The 19,634-nt window shown below is 67.8% G+C and carries 14 protein-coding genes; 8 read left to right on the forward strand and 6 right to left on the reverse strand.

Annotated features, from left to right (window positions below; translation table 11 throughout):
- The coding region (locus ACYP33_RS15755; RefSeq protein WP_459622764.1) for a pseudouridine synthase at positions 1 to 1,544 on the forward strand (1,544 nt) is incomplete at its 5' end.
- A gap of 110 nt (positions 1,545 to 1,654) precedes the next feature.
- Here the strand turns inward: ACYP33_RS15755 and def are convergent.
- From def to ACYP33_RS15780, 5 genes are all read right to left on the reverse strand, one after another.
- Positions 1,655 to 2,188: a peptide deformylase gene (def, locus tag ACYP33_RS15760; protein WP_414442193.1), complete on the reverse strand. Its 534-nt coding sequence runs from the start codon at positions 2,186 to 2,188 to the stop codon at positions 1,655 to 1,657.
- Positions 2,185 to 4,260, reverse strand: coding sequence for an NAD-dependent DNA ligase LigA (gene ligA, locus ACYP33_RS15765; protein WP_414451663.1), 2,076 nt, complete (start codon positions 4,258 to 4,260; stop codon positions 2,185 to 2,187). The genes def and ligA overlap by 4 nt, the downstream gene beginning before the upstream one ends.
- A gap of 97 nt (positions 4,261 to 4,357) precedes the next feature.
- Entirely contained in the window at positions 4,358 to 5,737 is a 1,380-nt protein-coding gene (locus ACYP33_RS15770; protein WP_459622765.1) for a cell division protein ZipA C-terminal FtsZ-binding domain-containing protein, read from the reverse strand.
- 56 nt (positions 5,738 to 5,793) lie between these two features.
- Positions 5,794 to 9,312: a chromosome segregation protein SMC gene (gene smc / locus ACYP33_RS15775; protein ID WP_459622766.1), complete on the reverse strand. Its 3,519-nt coding sequence runs from the start codon at positions 9,310 to 9,312 to the stop codon at positions 5,794 to 5,796.
- Between the two features lie 127 nt (positions 9,313 to 9,439).
- Positions 9,440 to 10,372, reverse strand: coding sequence for a DMT family transporter (locus tag ACYP33_RS15780; protein WP_459622767.1), 933 nt, complete (start codon positions 10,370 to 10,372; stop codon positions 9,440 to 9,442).
- A 256-nt stretch (positions 10,373 to 10,628) separates the two neighbouring features.
- Here ACYP33_RS15780 and dapC point away from each other — a divergent pair, with 256 nt between their 5' ends.
- The 6 genes from dapC (at position 10,629) to cls (ending at position 16,953) form a co-directional block, all read left to right on the forward strand.
- Positions 10,629 to 11,846, forward strand: coding sequence for a succinyldiaminopimelate transaminase (gene dapC, locus ACYP33_RS15785; RefSeq protein WP_414451659.1), 1,218 nt, complete (start codon positions 10,629 to 10,631; stop codon positions 11,844 to 11,846).
- A gap of 58 nt (positions 11,847 to 11,904) precedes the next feature.
- The gene (gene dapD / locus ACYP33_RS15790; RefSeq protein WP_459622768.1) at positions 11,905 to 12,732 is read left to right on the forward strand and encodes a 2,3,4,5-tetrahydropyridine-2,6-dicarboxylate N-succinyltransferase; all 828 of its coding nucleotides are present in this window, start codon (positions 11,905 to 11,907) and stop codon (positions 12,730 to 12,732) included.
- Positions 12,732 to 13,088, forward strand: coding sequence for an arsenate reductase (locus ACYP33_RS15795; RefSeq protein ID WP_459622769.1), 357 nt, complete (start codon positions 12,732 to 12,734; stop codon positions 13,086 to 13,088). Before dapD ends, ACYP33_RS15795 begins: the two co-directional genes overlap by 1 nt.
- A gap of 118 nt (positions 13,089 to 13,206) precedes the next feature.
- A complete protein-coding gene (gene dapE / locus ACYP33_RS15800) occupies positions 13,207 to 14,346 on the forward strand; it encodes a succinyl-diaminopimelate desuccinylase (protein ID WP_414442201.1) in 1,140 nt (379 codons plus the stop codon).
- A 16-nt stretch (positions 14,347 to 14,362) separates the two neighbouring features.
- Positions 14,363 to 15,292 (forward strand): 50S ribosomal protein L3 N(5)-glutamine methyltransferase, encoded by a 930-nt coding sequence (gene prmB, locus ACYP33_RS15805; RefSeq protein ID WP_414442202.1) that lies wholly within the window; start codon positions 14,363 to 14,365, stop codon positions 15,290 to 15,292.
- Between the two features lie 221 nt (positions 15,293 to 15,513).
- Positions 15,514 to 16,953, forward strand: coding sequence for a cardiolipin synthase (gene cls, locus ACYP33_RS15810; protein ID WP_459622770.1), 1,440 nt, complete (start codon positions 15,514 to 15,516; stop codon positions 16,951 to 16,953).
- 42 nt (positions 16,954 to 16,995) lie between these two features.
- Here cls and ACYP33_RS15815 read toward each other — a convergent pair whose 3' ends face one another.
- Positions 16,996 to 17,481, reverse strand: coding sequence for a glutathione peroxidase (locus ACYP33_RS15815; RefSeq protein WP_414451656.1), 486 nt, complete (start codon positions 17,479 to 17,481; stop codon positions 16,996 to 16,998).
- A gap of 161 nt (positions 17,482 to 17,642) precedes the next feature.
- On the opposite strand from ACYP33_RS15815, the gene ACYP33_RS15820 reads away from it, so the two are divergent.
- Positions 17,643 to 19,577, forward strand: coding sequence for an ATP-binding cassette domain-containing protein (locus ACYP33_RS15820; protein ID WP_414442205.1), 1,935 nt, complete (start codon positions 17,643 to 17,645; stop codon positions 19,575 to 19,577).
- The last annotated feature ends 57 nt before the right edge of the window (positions 19,578 to 19,634 follow it).

The following is a 19,634-nucleotide window of genomic DNA, read 5'->3' on the forward strand; positions in this document are numbered from 1 at the left end:
GCGATGGTGACCGTCCGCAACGCAGCAGCGAAGGCCGTCCGGCGCGCGATGGCGAACGACCGAGTTTTGGCAATCGTCCGCCGCGCGAAGGCGGGGCGCGCTTCTCTCGCGACGGCGACCGTCCGCAACGCAGCAGCGAAGGCCGTCCGGCGCGTGATGGCGAACGACCGAGTTTTGGCAATCGTCCGCCGCGTGAAGGTGGCGCTCGTTTCTCCCGCGACGGCGACCGTCCGCAACGCAGCAGCGAAGGCCGTCCGGCGCGTGATGGCGAACGACCGAGTTTTGGCAATCGTCCGCCGCGCGAAGGCGGTGCTCGCTTCTCTCGCGACGGCGACCGTCCGCAACGCAGCAGCGAAGGCCGTCCGGCGCGTGACGGTGAACGCCCGAGTTTTGGCGATCGCCCCCCGCGTGAAGGCGGCGCTCGTTTCTCCCGCGACGGCGATCGCCCGCAACGCAGCGGCGAAGGCCGTCCGGCACGTGATGGCGAACGCCCGCGTTTCGGCGATCGCCCCCCGCGTGAAGGCGGCGCTCGTTTCTCCCGCGACGGCGATCGCCCGCAACGCAGCAGCGAAGGCCGCCCCGCCCGCGATGGCGATCGCCCTGCACGCTTCGGCGACCGTCCCCAACGCGAAGGCGCCCCCCGCTTCTCGCGCGACGGCGACCGCCCGCAACGCAGCGGCGAAAACCGCCCCGCCCGCGACAGCGCCGAACGCGCCGCCCCCTCGCGCCTCAAGACCGCGCAACCCGTCAAGGCACGCGCCGAATCGTTCGAGTCGGAAGACGAAACGGGCATGATGCGTCTCTCGAAGCGGATGTCGGAGCTCGGCCTCTGCTCGCGCCGCGAAGCGGACGAATGGATCGAAAAGGGCTGGGTGCTCGTCGACGGCGAACGCATCGACACGCTCGGCACCAAGGTCCGCCCGGACCAGAAGATCGAAATCGACGATCGCGCGCAAGCCGCGCAAGCCGCGCAGGTCACGATCCTGCTGCACAAGCCGGTCGGCTATGTGTCGGGCCAGGCCGAGGACGGCTACGAGCCGGCCGTCACGCTGATCACGCGCGAAAACCACTGGAGCGGCGACCGCTCGCCGCTGCGCTTCTCGCCGATGCAACTGCGCGCGCTCGCGCCGGCGGGCCGTCTCGACATCGATTCGACCGGCATGCTGGTGCTCACGCAAAACGGCGTGGTCGCCAAGCAACTGATCGGCGAGAATTCGGACGTCGACAAGGAATATCTGGTGCGCGTGCGCTTCGGCGAGCAACTGATCGATATCGATCAGCACTTCCCGGCCGAATTGCTGGCGCAACTGCGTCACGGCCTCGAACTCGACGGCGTTGCGCTGAAGCCCGCGATGGTGAGCTGGCAGAACGGCGAGCAGTTGCGTTTCGTGTTGCGCGAAGGCAAGAAGCGCCAGATCCGCCGCATGTGCGAGCTGGTGGGGCTGGAGGTGATCGGCCTGAAGCGCGTGCGGATGGGCCGCGTGATGCTGGGCGCGCTGCCGCAAGGCGAGTGGCGCTACCTGTCACCCGACGAGACGTTCTGACGATGCGTTGACATCGCGATATCGCGCGATGCGAAACGCAAACGGCGCCGGCGAACCCCAAGGTTCCCGGCGCCGTTTTTTCATTCGGGCGCGGCTCGCAGGCTCGACGCTCAATCGTCGGCGTTCGGGTCCAGGCCCGGAAACAGCACTTCCGTGAAGCCGAACTTCGAGAAATCGGTGATCCGCATCGGATAGAGCTTGCCGATCAGGTGATCGTATTCATGCTGCACGACGCGCGCATGAAAACCCTCGGCCACGCGATCGATCCGCTTGCCGTACTGGTCGAAGCCGCCGTAACGCACCTTCGCGTAACGGCTCACCACGCCGCGCATGCCGGGTACCGACAGACAGCCTTCCCAGCCCTCCTCCATGTCCGGCGGCAGATACTCGACGCTCGGATTGATCAGCACCGTCTCCGGCACCGGCGGTGCGTCGGGATAGCGCGCGTTGTTGCCGAAGCCGAAGATGATCACCTGCAGGTCGACGCCGATCTGCGGCGCGGCCAGCCCGGCGCCGTTGGCGTGATGCATGGTCTCGAACATGTCGGCGACGAGTTCGTGCAGCGCCGGCGTGTCGAACGCATCGACCGGCTTCGCGACTTCGAGCAGGCGCGGATCGCCCATCTTCAGGATTGCGCGAATCATGATGGTGTCTCCCCCTTGAGCAGTTGATGCATCCCGTCCTCGTCGAGCACGGGGATGCCGAGTTCCTCAGCCTTGGCGAGCTTGCTGCCCGCTTCGGCGCCAGCAACGACGTAATCGGTTTTCTTCGACACCGAGCCGGTCACCTTCGCGCCGGCCGCTTCGAGCATGGCCTTCGCGTCGTCGCGCGCGAGCGTGGGCAGCGTGCCGGTCAGCACGACCGTCTTGCCGGCCAGCACGCCTTGCGGCTCGCGGGGCGCGGGCGGCCCCTCCGGCCACTCGACCTTCTCGCGCAACTGCGCGATCACCGTGAGGTTGTGTTCCTCGGCGAAGAACTGGTGCAGCGATTCGGCCACCACCGGCCCGACGTCGTTGACTTCGAGCAGTTGCTCGGGCGTGGCGTCGATGATCGGCTGCAGCGAACCGAAATGCTTGGCCAGATCCTTGGCGGTGGATTCGCCGACATGGCGGATGCCGAGCGCGTAGATGAAGCGGCCGAGCGTGGTGTGGCGCGCCTTTTCGAGCGATTCGAGCAGGTTCTGCGCGGATTTATCGGCGAAGCGGTCGAGCGCGGCCAGCGTCCCGAAGCCGAGATGGAACAGGTCGGCCGGCGTGCGCACCAAGTTCTGCTCGACGAGCTGATCGATGATCTTTTCGCCGAGGCCGTCGATATCGAGCGCACGGCGCTGCGCGAAGTGCCACAGCGCCTGCTTGCGCTGGGCCGGGCAGAACAGGCCGCCCGTGCAGCGGGCGATCGCCTCGTCAGGCAGGCGTTCGATCTTCGAGCCGCACACCGGGCATTCGGTCGGCATCACGAATTCGGCCGCGTCGGCCGGGCGGCGATCCATCAGCGCCGACACCACTTCCGGAATCACGTCGCCGGCGCGCCGCACGATCACGGTGTCGCCGATGCGGATGTCCTTGCGGCGGACTTCGTCCTCGTTGTGCAGCGTCGCGTTGGTGACGGTCGCGCCGCCGACGAACACCGGCTCGAGCCGTGCGACCGGCGTGATGGCGCCGGTGCGGCCGACCTGCACGTCGATCGCGACCAGCCTGGTCAGCGCTTCCTGGGCCGGAAACTTGTGGGCCAGCGCGAAGCGCGGCGCGCGCGACACGAAACCGAGCCGCTCCTGCTCGTCGCGCCGGTTGACCTTGTAGACCACCCCGTCGATGTCGTACGGCAATGATTCGCGCCGCTCGCCGACCTTGCGGAAGAAATCGAGCAGGCCGTCGGCGCCCTGCACCACGGCGCGCTCGCGATTGACCGGCAGTCCGAACGATTCGTACCAGTCGAGCAGGCCGCTGTGCGTGTCGGGCATCGGCGCGCCGTCGAGCACGCCGATGCCGTAGGCGAAGAACGACAACGGCCGCTGCGCCGTGATCTTCGAATCGAGCTGGCGCAGGCTGCCGGCCGCGGCGTTGCGCGGGTTCGCGAACTCGCGCTGCTCGGCCTCGCGCTGCCGTTCGTTCAGGCGTGCGAAATCGCGCTTGTACATCAGCACTTCGCCGCGCACGTCGAGCACGGCGGGCGGGTTGGCCCCCTTCAGCGTGATCGGAATCGATTTGATGGTGCGGACGTTTTCGGTCACGTCCTCGCCCGTCGCACCGTCGCCGCGCGTGGCGGCCTGGACGAACTTGCCGTGCTCGTAGCGCAACGAGATCGCCAGCCCGTCGAACTTCAGTTCGCAGGCGTATTCGACGGGATCGGTGGCGGTGCCGGCCAGGTCGGCCGGGGCCTTGTCGAGCATGTCGGACACGCGCTTGTCGAACGCGGCGATGTCCTCGTCGGCGAAGCCGTTGTTCAGCGACAGCATCGGCACGTCGTGCACGACCGGCGTGAAGCCCGTGGACGCCTCGCCGCCGACGCGCTGCGTCGGCGAATCGGGCGTGATCAGATCGGGTTGATCGGCCTCGATCTGCTGCAGCTCGCGAAACAGCCGATCGTATTCGGCATCGGGCAGATCGGGCTGGTCGAGCACGTAATACGCGTGATTCGCGCGCTCGAGTTCGTTGCGCAACCAGGCCGCCCGTTCGGACGGCTGGCTGGCTGGCGGTTCTACTGGGGATCGGGCCATGCTGGCGGCACTTGCTCTCGTGACAATCGAGTCAGGATTATCTCAGGCGGCGTGCGCTTGCGCACCGTCTGTCTCGCACCTGCCGGCCCTGCCCCGATTACTGGCTGAACAGGCGCCGCGTGACGGGCGAACCGGCCGGAATGCCGGCCTGCTCCAGCCGCCCGTACAGCTTCATCAATTGCTGCTCGATCGCCACCAGCGTGGCCTCGGGCAACGGCCGGCGCGAATCGTCGACCACCCGCGCACCGATCCGGTCCGACAGCGATTTGGCGTAATCGCACATCAGCTTGAACGGCAGGATGTCCTCGTCGGCCACCGGCACGTCGAGCACCAGCGTGATCATGTTGCTGCCCTTGTAGGTCAGGTCGTCGCGCAGGAAGTTGGTGTCGCCGAACTGCAGCATGAACACCGGGTTCTGCCGGGCATCGAGCTTGACGAAGCGCGTGCCGTCGCGCGACAGCAGCAGGCCGTCCTGCGAGGCCACGGCCTGCACGTAGTTGGCCGACCACGGTGCGCCGTCCGACATCACGTTGATCGACAGTTGCGCGTCGCACTGCGCCGCGAAACCGTCCAGCTCGCGCGCCATCTGCACGGTTTCGAGCATGTCGGGGAATTCGGCGCCGCCGTCGATCGCATCGGCGAACTGGCCGACGCCCGACACGAACTCGGAGAATTCGAGCTCGTTGAGCGGGCCATTGCGGTTCGCAAGCTGAACCGCCGCGCGCAACTCCTCGTAGCGCACGCCGCCTTGCAACAATTCCCAATGATCGGTGCCTTCGGGCTTGCCTTCGATGTGGACCGGCTTGCTGCCCGCGCGCCGCAACCGTTGCGCGGCCGGCATCAGGCGCTCGCCCGGCATCGGCCCGGCCAGCCGGATCGGCACGATGCAATCGATGCGCCGATCGACGATGGCCGGCGGCGCAGAGGAAATCGTGGTGGCAGCGGGCAACACCGGCTCGTCATCGGCCTCGAAAACCGGCTCGACGGGGGCATCGGCCGTGCCCGCTTCGCCCGAATGCGGCGCGTGCCTATCGCCGGCATCGCTGGCATGAGGCTCGGCCGGTGAGTCGGACCTGTCCGATCCACCGGCTGCTGCGGTCAGTGTCTCGTCGGCTTGCAGATCCGCCGGCACGTCGGCCGGCAAAGCGGCTTCGGGCGCGTTGCCGAACGTGGGTTCGACGCGCGCGGCGCGATCGCCGGCCGGGGCCGGGGCAGCCACCGCGGCCGGGGCCGCAGAAGCGGGTGCGGCGGGTACGGCCGGGGCAGCCGCATCGCGGCGCGCCGACGGCTGGCGAACCGGTTCGATGAACGGCGCGTCGTCGTCGCGCTCCTGGCGCGCCAGCGTATCGGCCGTCTCGGACGGCATCGGCCGCGGCATCTTGCGGCGCACCTTCGCGCCCTGCAAGGCGTTATAGATCGCCACGCCGCCGACCACCACCACGCCTGCGCCTACCAACCCGAGTGTCAACTCGTCCATGCATGCTCCATCAGGAATTCTTTTTCCGGCGCGCCACGGCGAGGCGGCGCGCGCGATCAGCCAATATTCTGGGCAAAACCGGTCGCGGTTTCCATGTCGACCGCCACGATCCGCGATACGCCCTGCTCCTGCATCGTCACGCCGATCAACTGCTGCGCCATTTCCATCGCGATCTTGTTGTGCGAGATGAACAGGAACTGCGTCTTGTCGGACATCGCGCGCACCAGGTTCGCGAAACGCTCGGTATTCGCGTCGTCGAGCGGTGCATCGACTTCGTCGAGCAGACAGAACGGCGCAGGATTGAGCTGGAACATCGCGAACACGAGCGCCGTGGCCGTGAGCGCCTTTTCGCCGCCCGACAGCAGGTGAATCGTCGCGTTCTTCTTCCCCGGCGGCTGCGCCATCACCTGCACGCCAGCGTCGAGGATTTCGTCGCCGGTCATGGTCAGCTTCGCCTGGCCGCCGCCGAACAGCTTCGGGAACAGGTCGCTGAAGTGGTGATTGACCTCGTCGAACGTGCCTTGCAGCAAGGTGCGCGTTTCCTGGTCGATCTTGTGGATCGCGTCCTCGAGCGTGGTGATCGCCAGCAGCAGGTCGGCCGATTGCGCGTCGAGGAACACCTTGCGCTCGCTCGCGGCCGCCAGCTCCTCGAGCGCCGCCATGTTGACGGGACCGAGCGCCGTGATCGCGTTGTTGATGCGCGTAACCTCGCCCTGCAGGTAGGACGGCTTCAGATCGGGCGTCAGCTTCGGCAGCAGCGCGGCTTCATCCACGCCGGCCTCGGCCAGTTGCTCGTCGAACTGCTCGGACGACAGGCGCGCGGCCTGCTCCTTCAGTTGCAGCTCGGTGATGCGATCGCGCAGCGGTTGCAGCGAGCGCTCGGCGGCCAGGCGCTGCTCGTCGGAGGCGCGCAGCTTGGCGGTCAGGTCGTCGAGCTCGATGCGCGCGGCCGACAGCGTCTGCTCCCTGGCCGAACGGATTTCGAGCGCATCCTGCAGGCCCGTGTGGGCGGTCTGCTCGTTGATGGTTTCGAGCTCGGCGCGGGCGTCTTCCAGCGAGCCGGCCACGCGCTCGATCTGATCGTGCGCGACCTGGATGGTGCGTTTCAGCTCGTCGATGCGGTTCGCCGAGTTGCGCGCGGCGAAGCGCGCATCGTTGGCCGCGCGTTCGAGATCGCGCGCTTGCTGGCGGGCATCGGACAGCGACGCGTCGAGCGCCTCGAACGCGAGCTGGTTGTCCTCGAACTTCGCCTGCAATTCGGCCAGTTCGCCGTCGTAGCGTTCGAAGTTCGCCTCGGATTCGGCACGCAGCGCGCGTTGTTCCTCGATCTGCGCGCCGATTTCCTCGAGTTCCTCGCGGATCTGCGTGCTGCGCTGCATGTAGCGCTCGTGCGCCTGGGCCAGCTTCAGCACATCCATCTGCAACGCATGAACGCGCTGGGTGGCGCGTTCGGCCTGCCCGCGCACGTCGCCGAGCGCCTGCGCGGCCTGCGTATGCGCCGCATCGGCGCGCACCGCGGCCGTCTTCGCCTCGTCGGCGAGCAGCGCCTGCGCACGCACCTGGCGGCCGAGATTCTCGATTTCCTGCTGGCGCGCCAGCATCCCGGCCTGCTCGGAATCGGCGGCGTAAAGCTGCACGCCGGCGCGCGTCACGATATGGCCGGCCTTGACCACGTAGGCACCGCCTGCCGGCAACTGGGCACGGGTGGCGAGCGCCTGGGCGATATCGTCGGCGACATACACCGAGCCGAGCCAGTCGTTGAGCACGGCGCGCAGGCCCGCATCGTCGATGCGCAGCAGCGACAGCACCGGACGCATGCCGGCCGGCGCCGCGAGCGGCTCGCCGGCGGCCGGCGGAGAAAAGAACGCGAGCTTGGCCGGCGGCGCGTCGGTCGCGAATGCCTTGACCCAGTCGAGATTCGAGATTTCGAGCGCGGCGAGACGCTCGCGCAGCACCGCTTCGAGCGCAGTTTCCCAGCCCGCTTCGACGTGCAGCTTTTTCCAGAGACGCGGCAGCGTGCCCAGCTCGTGCTTGTCGAGCCACGGCTGGATCTTGCCTTCGGTCTGGACGTTTTCCTGAAGCTGCTTGAGTGCGGCCAGGCGCGCTTCGAGCTGGTGGATCTGCGCGCTTTCGGCCTGCACGCGCTCCTGCGCGGCGCGGCGTTCGGCATCGAGGCGCGGCAGTGTTTCCTGCGCGTCGCTCAGGCGCGCCTGCGCCTCGTGCAGTACTTCCTCCTGCTCGGCGAGCTGCATGCGCGACTCTTCGAGCTGCGCCTCGTCGGGCGCGTCAAGGCCGCCCGCTTCGGATTTCAGGCGCTCGTGGCGCTGCTGCAACTGCATCAACTGCTGATCGGCGTTGCGCTGGTGCGCGGCCTCCAGCTTGAGCGCCTGCTCGGTTTGCGAGATGCGGCCACGCTCGTCGTTGAGCTGCGCCTGCGCATCGCGCCAGCGCGCTTCGAGCGCGGGCAGCGCGTCGTGCTTGGCGGCCGCGTCGTCCTCGGCCATCGCGGCCTTCTCGTCGGCGATCGCGCGCGCTTCCTCGGCTTCTTCCAGGTCGTCCTGGGCCTTCTGCGTCTGCGCCTGCCATTGCTCGCGCTGCGCCGTCAGCGCGGCGATCTGCGCCTGCACGCGGTTGCGCGATTCGACGATGAACTTGATCTCGGCTTCGAGCCGGCTGACTTCGGCATTGGCCTCGTAGAGCGCGCCCTGCGCGCCCTGCATCGCGTCGCTGGCCGAATAGTTGGCGACGCGCAGCGTTTCGAGCTGCGCCTCGACTTCGCGCAGCTTGGCCGTTTGCGCTTCGAGGTCGATCTGCGCCTGTTCGATCGCACGCTGCTGCTTCTGCTGCTCGCCCTGAGCCTCGCTCTTGCGCAGCAGCCACAGCAAACGCTGCTTTTCCTCGCCGTCGGCCAGCAAATCCTTGTAGCGCGTGGCGACCACGGCCTGCGCTTCGAGCTTTTCGAGGTTCGCACCGAGTTCGCGGACGATATCCTCGACGCGCGTCAGGTTCTCGCGCGTGTCGTGCAGGCGGTTCTCGGTTTCGCGGCGGCGCTCCTTGTACTTCGACACGCCGGCGGCTTCTTCCAGGAACACGCGCAGCTCTTCGGGCTTGGCCTCGATGATCCGCGCGATCATGCCCTGCCCGATGATCGCGTAGGCGCGCGGCCCGAGGCCGGTGCCGAGGAAGATGTCCTGGATGTCGCGGCGGCGCGCCGGCAGGTTGTTGATGTAGTAGCTGGAGGTGCCGTCGCGCGTGAGCACGCGCTTGACGGCGATCTCGCCGTACTGCCCCCACTGGCCGGCCGCGCGACCGTCGGAGTTATCGAAGATCAGCTCGACGCTGGCCCGGCTGCCGGGCTTGCGCGTGGTGGAGCCGTTGAAGATCACGTCCTGCATCGATTCGCCGCGCAGCTCGGAGGCGCGCGATTCGCCGAGCACCCAGCGCACGGCGTCGATGATGTTGGATTTGCCGCAACCGTTCGGGCCGACCACGCCGACGAGCTGGCCCGGAACCTGGAAATGCGTGGGATCGACGAAGGATTTGAAGCCTGCGAGTTTGATCGAGCTCAGTCGCACGTCGGTATCGGTATGGAATAGGGATTGAAACGGACGGCAACCGGCGGCGCACTGCGGGCGCCGCCCGTCCCGAAATTCGGACAACGGGGGCGAACCGTCGTGCGGCCGACCCCGTGAAGCGGAACAATCATACCATCGCGCGCGCGTCGTCCCGGGGATCGGCGTCCGGGGCCGAGGCCTTGTGGACGCGGCTCGACAGCAGCGAGGCGACGATGATGCAGGCGCCCCCCGCCCACTCGCGCACGCCCGGCAATTCGCCGGCGAACACCCAGGCCGACAGCGCGGTCACGACGATTTCGAACAGCATGATGACCGAGGCGCGGTTGGCCGGCACGCGCGACAGCCCGTATTGCACCAGCAGGTTGTTGAGCGCCATCGTCACGCCGATCGCGGCCGCGATCAGCAGCGCAAGCCCGAGCGCATGCGGCGCGGGCACCACGGGCACGCCCTCGACAAAGCTGGCCGCGATGCCGAACGCCGCGCCGCCCGCGAACAGCGTGGCGGTGCGCATTTCGGGCTTGAGGTCGGGCAAATCGCGCGAGAGCCGCACCACCAGCACGTTGCTCATCGCGAACGCGAGGCCGGCGGCCAGCCCGGCCCATTCGGCCGGCGTCGACGGCAACGGCAAGCCCAGACGCGGCGACCACAGCATCAGCATCGCGCCGGCGATCGACAGCGCCGCCACGCCGGCGCCGGCCCAACCGAGCCGGTCGCGCAGCAGGAAATGGGCGTAGATCGCGGTCCAGGCCGGGGTCAGATAGAACAGCAGCATCACACGCAGCACTTCGCCGTGAATCGTGCCCCACACGAACCCGAGATTGGTCACGCCGGCCGCCACGCCGAGCGCCGGCAGCGCCCAATGCCAGCGCAGCGTGCGCAACGAACGGCGGCGCCAGATCACCACGAAACCGCACGCGCACAGGCTCGTCAGGGCGCTGGCCGCGGTGCCGGTCAGGCCGAGCCCGGCCACGATCCGCAGCGGATACCAGATCAGCCCCCAGACCGAAGCCCCCACCAGAATCGCCAGCGTCGGCAGCGCCGTACGTTGATTGCCCATCATGTCCGCATTCTCGATAGTTCCTGTCGATGCATGACGGCCTGCATGCCGTTCATGCCCTGTTTTTGTCTGGTTCCGGAACCGTACGCGCCGCCGGTCGCCCGGCAAGCCGCGCTCCCGCCCCGGGCGGGCGGCACGCTATAATCGGCGGCTCGCGGCGCGCACCGGGTGCGCACCTGCGGCGGCTCCGGCCGCCGCGCCGCAGCAGCCCGCTCCGGTCCCGCCCGACGGACCCAACCGCTCCCGACGCTCCAAGCCCGTGAATCCACGACTCGATACGCTCCAGCCCTACCCGTTCGAAAAGCTCCGCGCGCTGTTCAAGGACGTGACGCCGTCCGCCACGCTCGCCCCGATCAGCTTCGGCATCGGCGAGCCGAAACATCCGACCCCGGCGCTGATCCGCGACGCGGTGGCCAACTCGCTCGACGGGCTGGCCTCGTATCCGGCGACGGCTGGCTCGGACGCACTGCGCACCGCGATCGCACGCTGGGTCGAGCAGCGCTACGGCCTGGCGGCGATCGACGCCGCCACCGAGGTGCTGCCGGTATCCGGCTCGCGCGAGGCGCTGTTCTCGCTGGCGCAGGCCGTGATCGACGCCACGCCGCGCGCCGACGGCAGGAATGCGATCGTACTCTGTCCGAATCCTTTCTATCAAATCTACGAAGGCGCGGCGTTGCTGGCCGGCGCCGAGCCCTATTTCGTCAACAGCGACCCGGCCCGCAACTTCGCGCCCGACTATTCACAGGTGCCCGAGGACGTCTGGGCGCGCACCCAGTTGCTGTTCGTCTGCTCGCCGGGCAACCCGACCGGCGCCGTGCTGACGCTCGACGACTGGCGCGAGCTGTTCGCGCTGTCGGACCGCCACGGCTTCGTGATCGCCTCCGACGAGTGCTATTCGGAAATCTACTTCGACGAGGCGAACCCGCCGCTCGGCGGCCTCGACGCGGCGCGCCGGCTCGGCCGCGGTTTCGAGCGGCTCGTGATGCTGTCGAGCCTGTCCAAGCGCTCGAACGTGCCGGGCATGCGCTCGGGCTTCGTGGCCGGCGACGCGGCGATCCTCAAGCGCTTCCTGCTGTACCGCACCTATCACGGCGCGGCGCTCTCGCCGGTCTGGCAAAGCGCCAGCATCGTGGCCTGGGGCGACGAGGCCCATGTGCGCGAAAACCGCGCGCTGTACGCGCAGAAGTTCAACACCGTCACGCCGATGCTGGCCGAGGTGCTCGATGTCGCGCTGCCCGATGCCGCGTTCTACTTGTGGGCCAACGTGGCGCGCACCGGCCTGTCCGACACCGAGTTCGCCCGCCGCCTGTACGCCGACTATAATGTGACGGTTCTGCCCGGCTCGTACCTCGCGCGCGACGCGCACGGCACCAATCCGGGCCGCGATTTCGTGCGGATCGCGCTCGTGGCCGGCGTCGCCGAATGCGTCGAGGGCGCGCGGCGCATCGTCAGTTTCTGCCGCGGCCTCGCCGCCTGAGCCCGCCGGGCCTGCTGCCGTTTTCATCCTTCTTCCCACTTCCAGCGAAGCAATCAACATGTCGCAACAACTTCAGCAAATCATCGATACCGCGTGGGAAAACCGCGCCGAACTGTCGCCGAAGGCCGCCCCCGCCGAAGTGCGTGAAGCCGTCGCGCACGCGATCGAGCAGCTCGACAAGGGCGCCCTGCGCGTCGCCGAAAAGCAGAACGGCGACTGGATCGTCCATCAATGGCTGAAGAAGGCCGTGCTGCTGTCGTTCCGCCTGGAAGACAACGCGCCGATGCCGGCCGGCGGCTTCTCGCAGTTCTACGACAAGGTGCCGTCGAAGTTCGCGAACTACACGGCCGAAGATTTCGCCGCCAGCGGCTTCCGCGTCGTGCCGCCGGCCGTCGCGCGCCGCGGCTCGTTCATCGCGAAGAACGTCGTGCTGATGCCGTCGTACACCAACATCGGCGCCTACGTCGACGAAGGCACGATGGTCGACACCTGGGCGACGGTCGGTTCGTGCGCGCAGATCGGCAAGAACGTCCACCTGTCGGGCGGCGTGGGCATCGGCGGCGTGCTGGAGCCGCTGCAGGCCAACCCGGTCATCATCGAAGACAACTGCTTCATCGGCGCGCGCTCGGAAGTGGTCGAAGGCGTGATCGTCGAGGAAAACTCGGTGATCTCGATGGGCGTGTACCTGGGCCAGAGCACCAAGATCTACGATCGCGAAACCGGCGAAATCAGCTACGGCCGCATCCCGGCGGGCTCGGTGGTGGTGGCCGGCAACCTGCCGTCGAAGGACGGCTCGCACAGCCTGTACTGCGCCGTGATCGTCAAGAAGGTCGACGCCAAGACGCGCGCCAAGGTCGGCCTGAACGAACTGCTGCGAGGCGACTGATGCCCACCGTCGTCTATGGCATCCCGAACTGCGACACGGTGAAGAAGGCCCGCGTGTGGCTCGACGAGCACGGTGTGGCGTTCGACTTCCACGATTTCAAGAAGGCCGGCCTCACCGCCGCCATCGTGAAGGGCTGGTTGAAGGACGTGCCGCTGGACACCCTCGTCAACCGCCGCGGCACCACCTGGCGCGGGCTGCCCGACGACGTCAAGGCCTCGGCCGACAGCGAAGCCGGCGCGATCGCGCTGATGCTGGAAAAACCCTCCGTCATCAAGCGCCCGGTGCTGGTCGTCGACGGCCGCGTCAAATCGGTCGGCTTCGTGTCCGACCAGTACGCGGCGCTGTTCACGGCCTGACTCCGCGCGCGAGCCGCTTCGCGCGAACGGCGCGCCGCCCGGGTTAGCTCCGGGCAAGCGCGCCACCCCGACCTGCCGGCCGTCGCGCCGGCATTTTTCATCGAAAGTGGTCCGAACCATGTCCGCCACCCTTGCCCTTACCGAACAACTGATCGCACGCCCGTCCGTGACGCCCGACGATCAGCACTGCCAGCAGATCATGATCGAGCGCCTCTCGGCGATCGGCTTCGCGTGCGAAACGATCGCCTCGAACGGCGTGACGAACCTGTGGGCCGTCAAGCGCGGCGCCGACGGCCGCGACGGCAAGCTGCTCGCGTTCGCGGGCCACACCGACGTGGTGCCCACCGGCCCGCTCGAACAGTGGACCTCGCCGCCGTTCGTCCCGGCCCACCGCGACGGCAAGCTGTACGGCCGCGGCGCGGCCGACATGAAAACCTCGCTGGCCGGCTTCGTGGTGGCGAGCGAGGAATTCGTGGCCGCCCACCCGGGCCATCGCGGCTCGATCGCGATGCTGATCACGAGCGACGAGGAAGGCCCGGCCACCGACGGCACCGTCAAGGTGTGCGAGGCGCTGAACGCGCGCGGCGAGCGGCTCGACTACTGCATCGTCGGCGAACCGACCTCCTCCGCCACGCTCGGCGACGTGGTCAAGAACGGCCGGCGCGGCTCGATGTCGGGCGAACTCGTGGTCAAGGGCGTGCAAGGCCACATCGCCTACCCGCACCTCGCCAAGAACCCGATCCACCTGCTCGCGCCCGCACTCGCGGAACTGGCCGCCGAGCGCTGGGACGACGGCAACGAATACTTCCCGCCCACCACCTGGCAGGTGTCGAACCTGCACGGCGGCACCGGCGCGACCAACGTGATCCCGGGCCACGTCACGCTGCTGTTCAACTTCCGCTTCTCGACGGCCAGCACGGTCGAGGGCCTGCAGTCGCGCGTGCATGCGATGCTCGACAAGCACGGCTTCGACTACGAGCTGAAGTGGTCGATCAGCGGCCACCCGTTCCTGACGCCGCGCGGCGAGCTGTCGACGGCGCTCGAGAACGCCATTCGCGACGAAACCGGCCTCACCACCGAACTGTCGACCACCGGGGGCACCTCGGACGGCCGCTTCATCGCGCGCATCTGCCCGCAGGTCATCGAATTCGGCCCCCCCAACGGTTCGATCCACAAGATCGACGAGCATATCGAGCTGCGCTTCATCGACCCGCTGAAGAACGTTTACCGCCGTGTGCTCGAACAACTGATCGCCTGACGCAACGGAACCCGCCATGACATCTTCTGCCACGCCCGCCACCACCTTCACGACGATCCGCGATGTGGTGCGCTATGCGGTGACGCGCTTCTCGGCCGAACAGCTGTCGTTCGGCCATGGCTCGGACAATGCCTACGACGAGGCCGTCTACCTGGTACTGCACGCGCTGCACCTGCCGCTCGACACGCTCGAACCGTTCCTCGACGCGCGCCTGCTGCCCGACGAACTCGATGCGGTGCTGCAACGCGTCGAGCGCCGCGCCACCGAACGGCTGCCGGCCGCCTACCTGACCAACGAAGCGTGGATGCACGGCCACCGCTTCTATGTCGACGAACGCGTGATCGTGCCGCGCTCGTTCATCGGCGAACTGCTCGACGACGGCCTGCAACCGTACGTGGCCGACCCGGAACAGGTGGGCGCGGTGCTCGAACTGTGCACCGGCTCGGGTTGCCTCGCGATCCTGGCCGCCGAAGCGTTTCCGAACGCCGACATCGATGCGGTGGACCTGTCCGAGGAAGCGCTGGAAGTGGCCGAAATCAACGTGACCGAATACGGCCTCGACCACCGTATCGCGCTGCATCACGGCGACCTTTACGCGCCGCTGCCGACCGAACGGCTCGACAACCCGGACCTGCGCTACGACGTGATCCTCAGCAATCCGCCGTATGTGAACGCCGAATCGATGGCCGCGCTACCCGAGGAATACCGCCACGAGCCCGAAATGGCGCTGGCCGGCGGCGAGGACGGCATGGACATCGTGCGCCGCCTGCTGCGCGAGGCGAAGAAATGGCTCAAGGACGACGGCGTGCTCGTCGTCGAAATCGGCAACGAGCGGCACAACGTCGAAGCCGCGTTCGGCGGGCTCGACCTGATCTGGCTGCCGACCAGCGCCGGTGACGACAGCGTGTTCCTGATCCACGCCGCCGATCTGCCCTATTCGGCCTGAGCGTGCGCTGGATCGGCCGCGCACCTGCCGAAAATCCGCCGTGAATTCGCTGTGAACCCGGCCGAATCCGCCACCGCACGGGCGGCTCCGGCCGCCGGTTCTGCATCGGGCCGCCCGGTTCGCTAAGATGCCGCAGGCGGGCGGCACGGCGCGCTTCGCCGCCGGGGCCGCCGGCCGCCCGACACCGCAACCGTCACGAACCGCTCGGAACTCACGCAACGATGCATCTCGACTGGCTTCATCTCGGCACTCTCGTCGCACTCGCCCATTTCCTCGGGCTGATCGCGGCCTGCCACGCGATCCTCAATACCCGCACCTCGCAGGGCGCGATCGCCTGGGCGGTGTCGCTGACCGCGATGCCCTACCTCACGCTGATCCCCTACCTGTTTCTCGGCCGCAGCAAGTTCTCCGGCTACGTGGACGCGCGCCGCACCGAAACGGCCGCGCTGCGCACGCACTCGCGCCCGGCCAGTTGGGACACGCATGGCAGCTCGCTCGGCGTGCCCAGCGACATGCTCGGCGCCTCGCCCGTGCGTGCGCTGACACAACTCGGCGGGATGCCGTTCGTGGGCGGCAATGCCGTCCGGCTGCTGGTCAACGGCGAGGCCACTTTTGCGGCGATCCTGTCGGCGATCGAGGGCGCCCGCCACTACGTGATCGTGCAGTTCTTCATCGTGCGCGACGATGCGCTCGGCGCGATGCTGCGCGATGCGCTGCTGGCCTGCGCCGCGCGCGGCGTGCGCTGCTACCTGCTGTACGACAGCATCGGCAGCTTCGACCTGCCGCACCGCTACGTGAACGCCTTGCGCGCGGGCGGCGTGGAAGTCCACACGTTCGCCACCAACAAGCGCTTCGTGAATCGTTTCCAGCTCAACTTCCGCAACCACCGCAAGATCGTGGTGGTGGACGGCGAACGCGCATTCGTGGGCGGCCACAACGTGGGCGTGGAGTACCTCGGCGGCAACATGAAGCTCTCGCCGTGGCGCGACACGCACATCGAGCTGCGCGGGCCGGTGGTGGCGAACGTGCAGTACGTGTTCGCCGAGGACTGGCACTGGGCCACGCAGTCGCTGCCGGTTGGCGCTCCCGCGCAACCGCCCGTGGGCGACGAGGACATGCATTGCCTGGTCGTGCCGATGGGGCCGGCCGACAAGCAGGAAACCGGTTCGCTGTTCTTCGTCGAGGCGATCCACGCGGCGCACGAGCGCGTGTGGATCACCACGCCCTACCTGGTGCCCGACGAGGCCGTGATCTCCGCCCTGAAGCTGGCCGTGATGCGCGGCGTGGACGTGCGGATTCTGATTCCGAGCCGGCGCGACCACTACGTGGTGTTCGAGGCCTCGAAACTGTATGCGCGCGATCTGGTGGATGCCGGTGTGCGGATCTTCCGCTACCGGCCCGGTTTCCTGCACCAGAAGGTGGTGCTGATCGACGACGCGGCCGCCGCGATCGGCAGCGCGAATCTCGACAACCGCTCGTTCCGGCTGAACTTCGAGATCATGGTGCTGACGGTGGACGCCGGCTTTGCGGCCGACGTGGACGCCATGCTCGAACAGGATTTCGCGCTGGCCGACGAAGTCGACCTCGGCGAACTCGATCGCACCGGCGCCTGGCGGCGCGTGGTGATGCACGTCGCCCGGCTGTTCGCGCCCATCCTCTGAACGCCGACGCCGCCGTTCGGCGGCGATGCGCCGCGCAGTGGCTCAGAGCAGCGCCTCGATGTCGGCCGCCACGTCCGCCGGCTTGGTGGTGGGTGCATAGCGCTTGATCACCTTGCCGTCGCGACCGATCAGGAATTTCGTGAAATTCCACTTGATCGCCTTCAGGCCCAGCACGCCCGGTGCCTCCTCGGTCAGCCAGCGAAACAGCGGATGTGCCTGGTCGCCCTTGACATCGACCTTCTCGAACAGCGGAAAGCTCACGCCGAAACGCTGCTCGCAGAACGCGCCGATCTGCGCGGCGTCGCCCGGCTCCTGCTTGCCGAACTGGTTGCACGGAAAACCGAGCACGGCCAGGCCCCGGCTGCCGTAACGCGTATACAGCTCCTGCAAACCGGCGTACTGCGGCGTGAATCCGCATTCGCTCGCGGTATTGACGATCAGCAGCACCTTGTCGCGGTAATCGCCGAGCGACACGTCGCGGCCGTCGAGCGCCTTCGCGGTAAATGAATAAACGGTATCGGTCGGCATCGGATTCTCCCGGGCACAGGTTTGGTGGGTGGGTTCTGGCGTGCTGCAAGCCACCGCGGCAGTCTATGCGAAACCGCCGCCGCGCGTGAGTCGTCCGAACGGACAGTGCCCCGCGCCGGGCTGCCGGTCTAGAATAGCGGTTTTCCCTTGCCCTTCCCGTCGTGATTCGTTTCAACCAGTTCAGTCTTGCGCGCGGCACCAAGCCGCTGTTCGAGGGCACCACCTTCGCGCTCAACCCCGGCGAAAAGGCCGGCCTCGTCGGTGCGAACGGCGCGGGCAAATCCACGCTGTTTTCGGTGCTGCGCGGCGAATTGCACGCCGACGGGGGCGATTTCTCGATGCCGCCGTCTTGGCAGATCGCCCACGTCTCGCAAGAAACGCCGGCCGTCGATCGCACCGCACTCGATTACACGCTCGACGGCGACGCCATGCTGCGCCGCATCGAGGCCCGTATCGCGGCGGCCGCCGCCGCGCACGACGGCTCGGCGGAAGCCGAGGCGCACGTGGCGTTCGCCGATGCCGACGGCTACACCGCGCCGGCGCGCGCCGAGGCGTTGCTGCTCGGGCTCGGTTTCACGCTCGCGCAAACGCGTGAAAGCGTGGCGAATTTCTCGGGCGGCTGGCGCATGCGCCTGAATCTCGCGCAGGCGCTGATGTGCCGCTCCGACCTGCTGCTGCTCGACGAACCGACCAACCACCTGGATCTCGACGCGATCGTCTGGCTGGAAGATTGGCTGCACCGCTACGCGGGCACGCTCGTCGTGATCTCCCACGATCGCGAATTCCTCGATGCGATCTGCAACGTCACGCTGCATCTCGAAGCGCGCCAGGTGAAGCGCTACGGCGGCAACTACTCGCAGTTCGAAGTGCTGCGCGCGCAGCACATGGCGCTGCAACAGAGCGCCTACGACAAGCAGCAAAAAACCATCGAGCACCTGCAGAGCTTCATCGATCGCTTCAAGGCCAAGGCCTCGAAGGCCAAACAGGCGCAAAGCCGTGTCAAGGCGCTGGAGAAGATGGAGCGGCTCGCGCCCACGCAGGCCGGGTCGGCGTTCAGCTTCGAATTCCGCACGCCCGATTCCGCACCGAACCCGATGCTGATCATGGAAGACGTGGTGTGCGGCTATCACGGCAACGACGGCACGGCGCTGCCGATCGTCGAGCGCGTCGCACTGTCGATCCAGAACGGCCAGCGCATCGGCCTGCTCGGCGCCAACGGCCAGGGCAAATCCACGCTGATCAAGACCCTGGCCGGCACGCTCGAACCGCTCGCCGGCGACGTGCGCGGCGGCAAGGGCCTGACAATCGGTTATTTCGCCCAGCATCAGCTCGAAACGCTGCGTCCCGACGATTCGCCGCTCGCGCATCTGGCGCGCATCGCGCCGGACACCCGCGAGCAGGAGCTGCGCGACTTCCTGGGCGGCTTCAATTTCTCGGGCGACATGGCGTCGTCGCCCATCGCGCCGTTCTCGGGCGGCGAGAAGGCTCGGCTCGCGCTGGCGCTGATCATCTGGCGCAAGCCGAACCTGCTGCTGCTCGACGAACCGACCAACCACCTCGACCTCGAAACGCGCGACGCGCTCACGCTGGCGCTCGCCCAGTTCGACGGCACGCTGATCCTCGTCTCGCACGATCGTCACTTGCTGCGCGCGACCACCGACCAGTTCATGCTGGTTGCCAAGCACCGTATCCAGCCGTTCGACGGCGATCTCGACGACTACCGCGACTGGCTGCTGCAACACGCGGCCGACCAGCGCGCGGCGGCGCGCGGCGATGCCGCCGCGGCGGCCGACAGCGGCGCCGGTGCGGCGAACCGCAAGGATCAGAAACGTCAGGAAGCGGAAGCGCGGCAACGCCTGTCGCAGGTCAAGAAACCGCTGCAGACCAAGGTCGCGAAAATCGAGAAGGAGATGGAAAAGCTCAATGCCGACAAGGCGCAGCTCGATGCCTTCGTGGCCGATGCGGGCAGCTATGCCGCCGAGAAGAAAGCCGAGCTGACCGAAACGATCCGCAAGCTCGGCGATGTCAACGCCAAGCTCGAAGCGCTGGAAATCGACTGGCTCGATCTGCAGGAGCAGCTCGAACAGATCGGCTGACGCACCAAGGCCAGGCGCGTCAGCCGCGGCAGGCCGGCGGTATCGGCCCGCGCGCCG

Source organism: Burkholderia sp. 3C (assembly GCF_054589155.1).

What these genes read in the sequence shown, in the direction of transcription:
- def (WP_414442193.1), bottom strand. Translation starts at nt 2,188, where the DNA reads ATGATTCGCGCAATCCTGAAGATGGGCGATCCGCGCCTGCTCGAAGTC.
- ligA (WP_414451663.1), bottom strand. Translation starts at nt 4,260, where the DNA reads ATGGCCCGATCCCCAGTAGAACCGCCAGCCAGCCAGCCGTCCGAACGG.
- ACYP33_RS15770 (WP_459622765.1), bottom strand. Translation starts at nt 5,737, where the DNA reads ATGGACGAGTTGACACTCGGGTTGGTAGGCGCAGGCGTGGTGGTGGTC.
- ACYP33_RS15780 (WP_459622767.1), bottom strand. Translation starts at nt 10,372, where the DNA reads ATGATGGGCAATCAACGTACGGCGCTGCCGACGCTGGCGATTCTGGTG.
- dapD (WP_459622768.1), top strand. Translation starts at nt 11,905, where the DNA reads ATGTCGCAACAACTTCAGCAAATCATCGATACCGCGTGGGAAAACCGC.
- ACYP33_RS15795 (WP_459622769.1), top strand. Translation starts at nt 12,732, where the DNA reads ATGCCCACCGTCGTCTATGGCATCCCGAACTGCGACACGGTGAAGAAG.
- dapE (WP_414442201.1), top strand. Translation starts at nt 13,207, where the DNA reads ATGTCCGCCACCCTTGCCCTTACCGAACAACTGATCGCACGCCCGTCC.
- prmB (WP_414442202.1), top strand. Translation starts at nt 14,363, where the DNA reads ATGACATCTTCTGCCACGCCCGCCACCACCTTCACGACGATCCGCGAT.
- cls (WP_459622770.1), top strand. Translation starts at nt 15,514, where the DNA reads ATGCATCTCGACTGGCTTCATCTCGGCACTCTCGTCGCACTCGCCCAT.
- ACYP33_RS15815 (WP_414451656.1), bottom strand. Translation starts at nt 17,481, where the DNA reads ATGCCGACCGATACCGTTTATTCATTTACCGCGAAGGCGCTCGACGGC.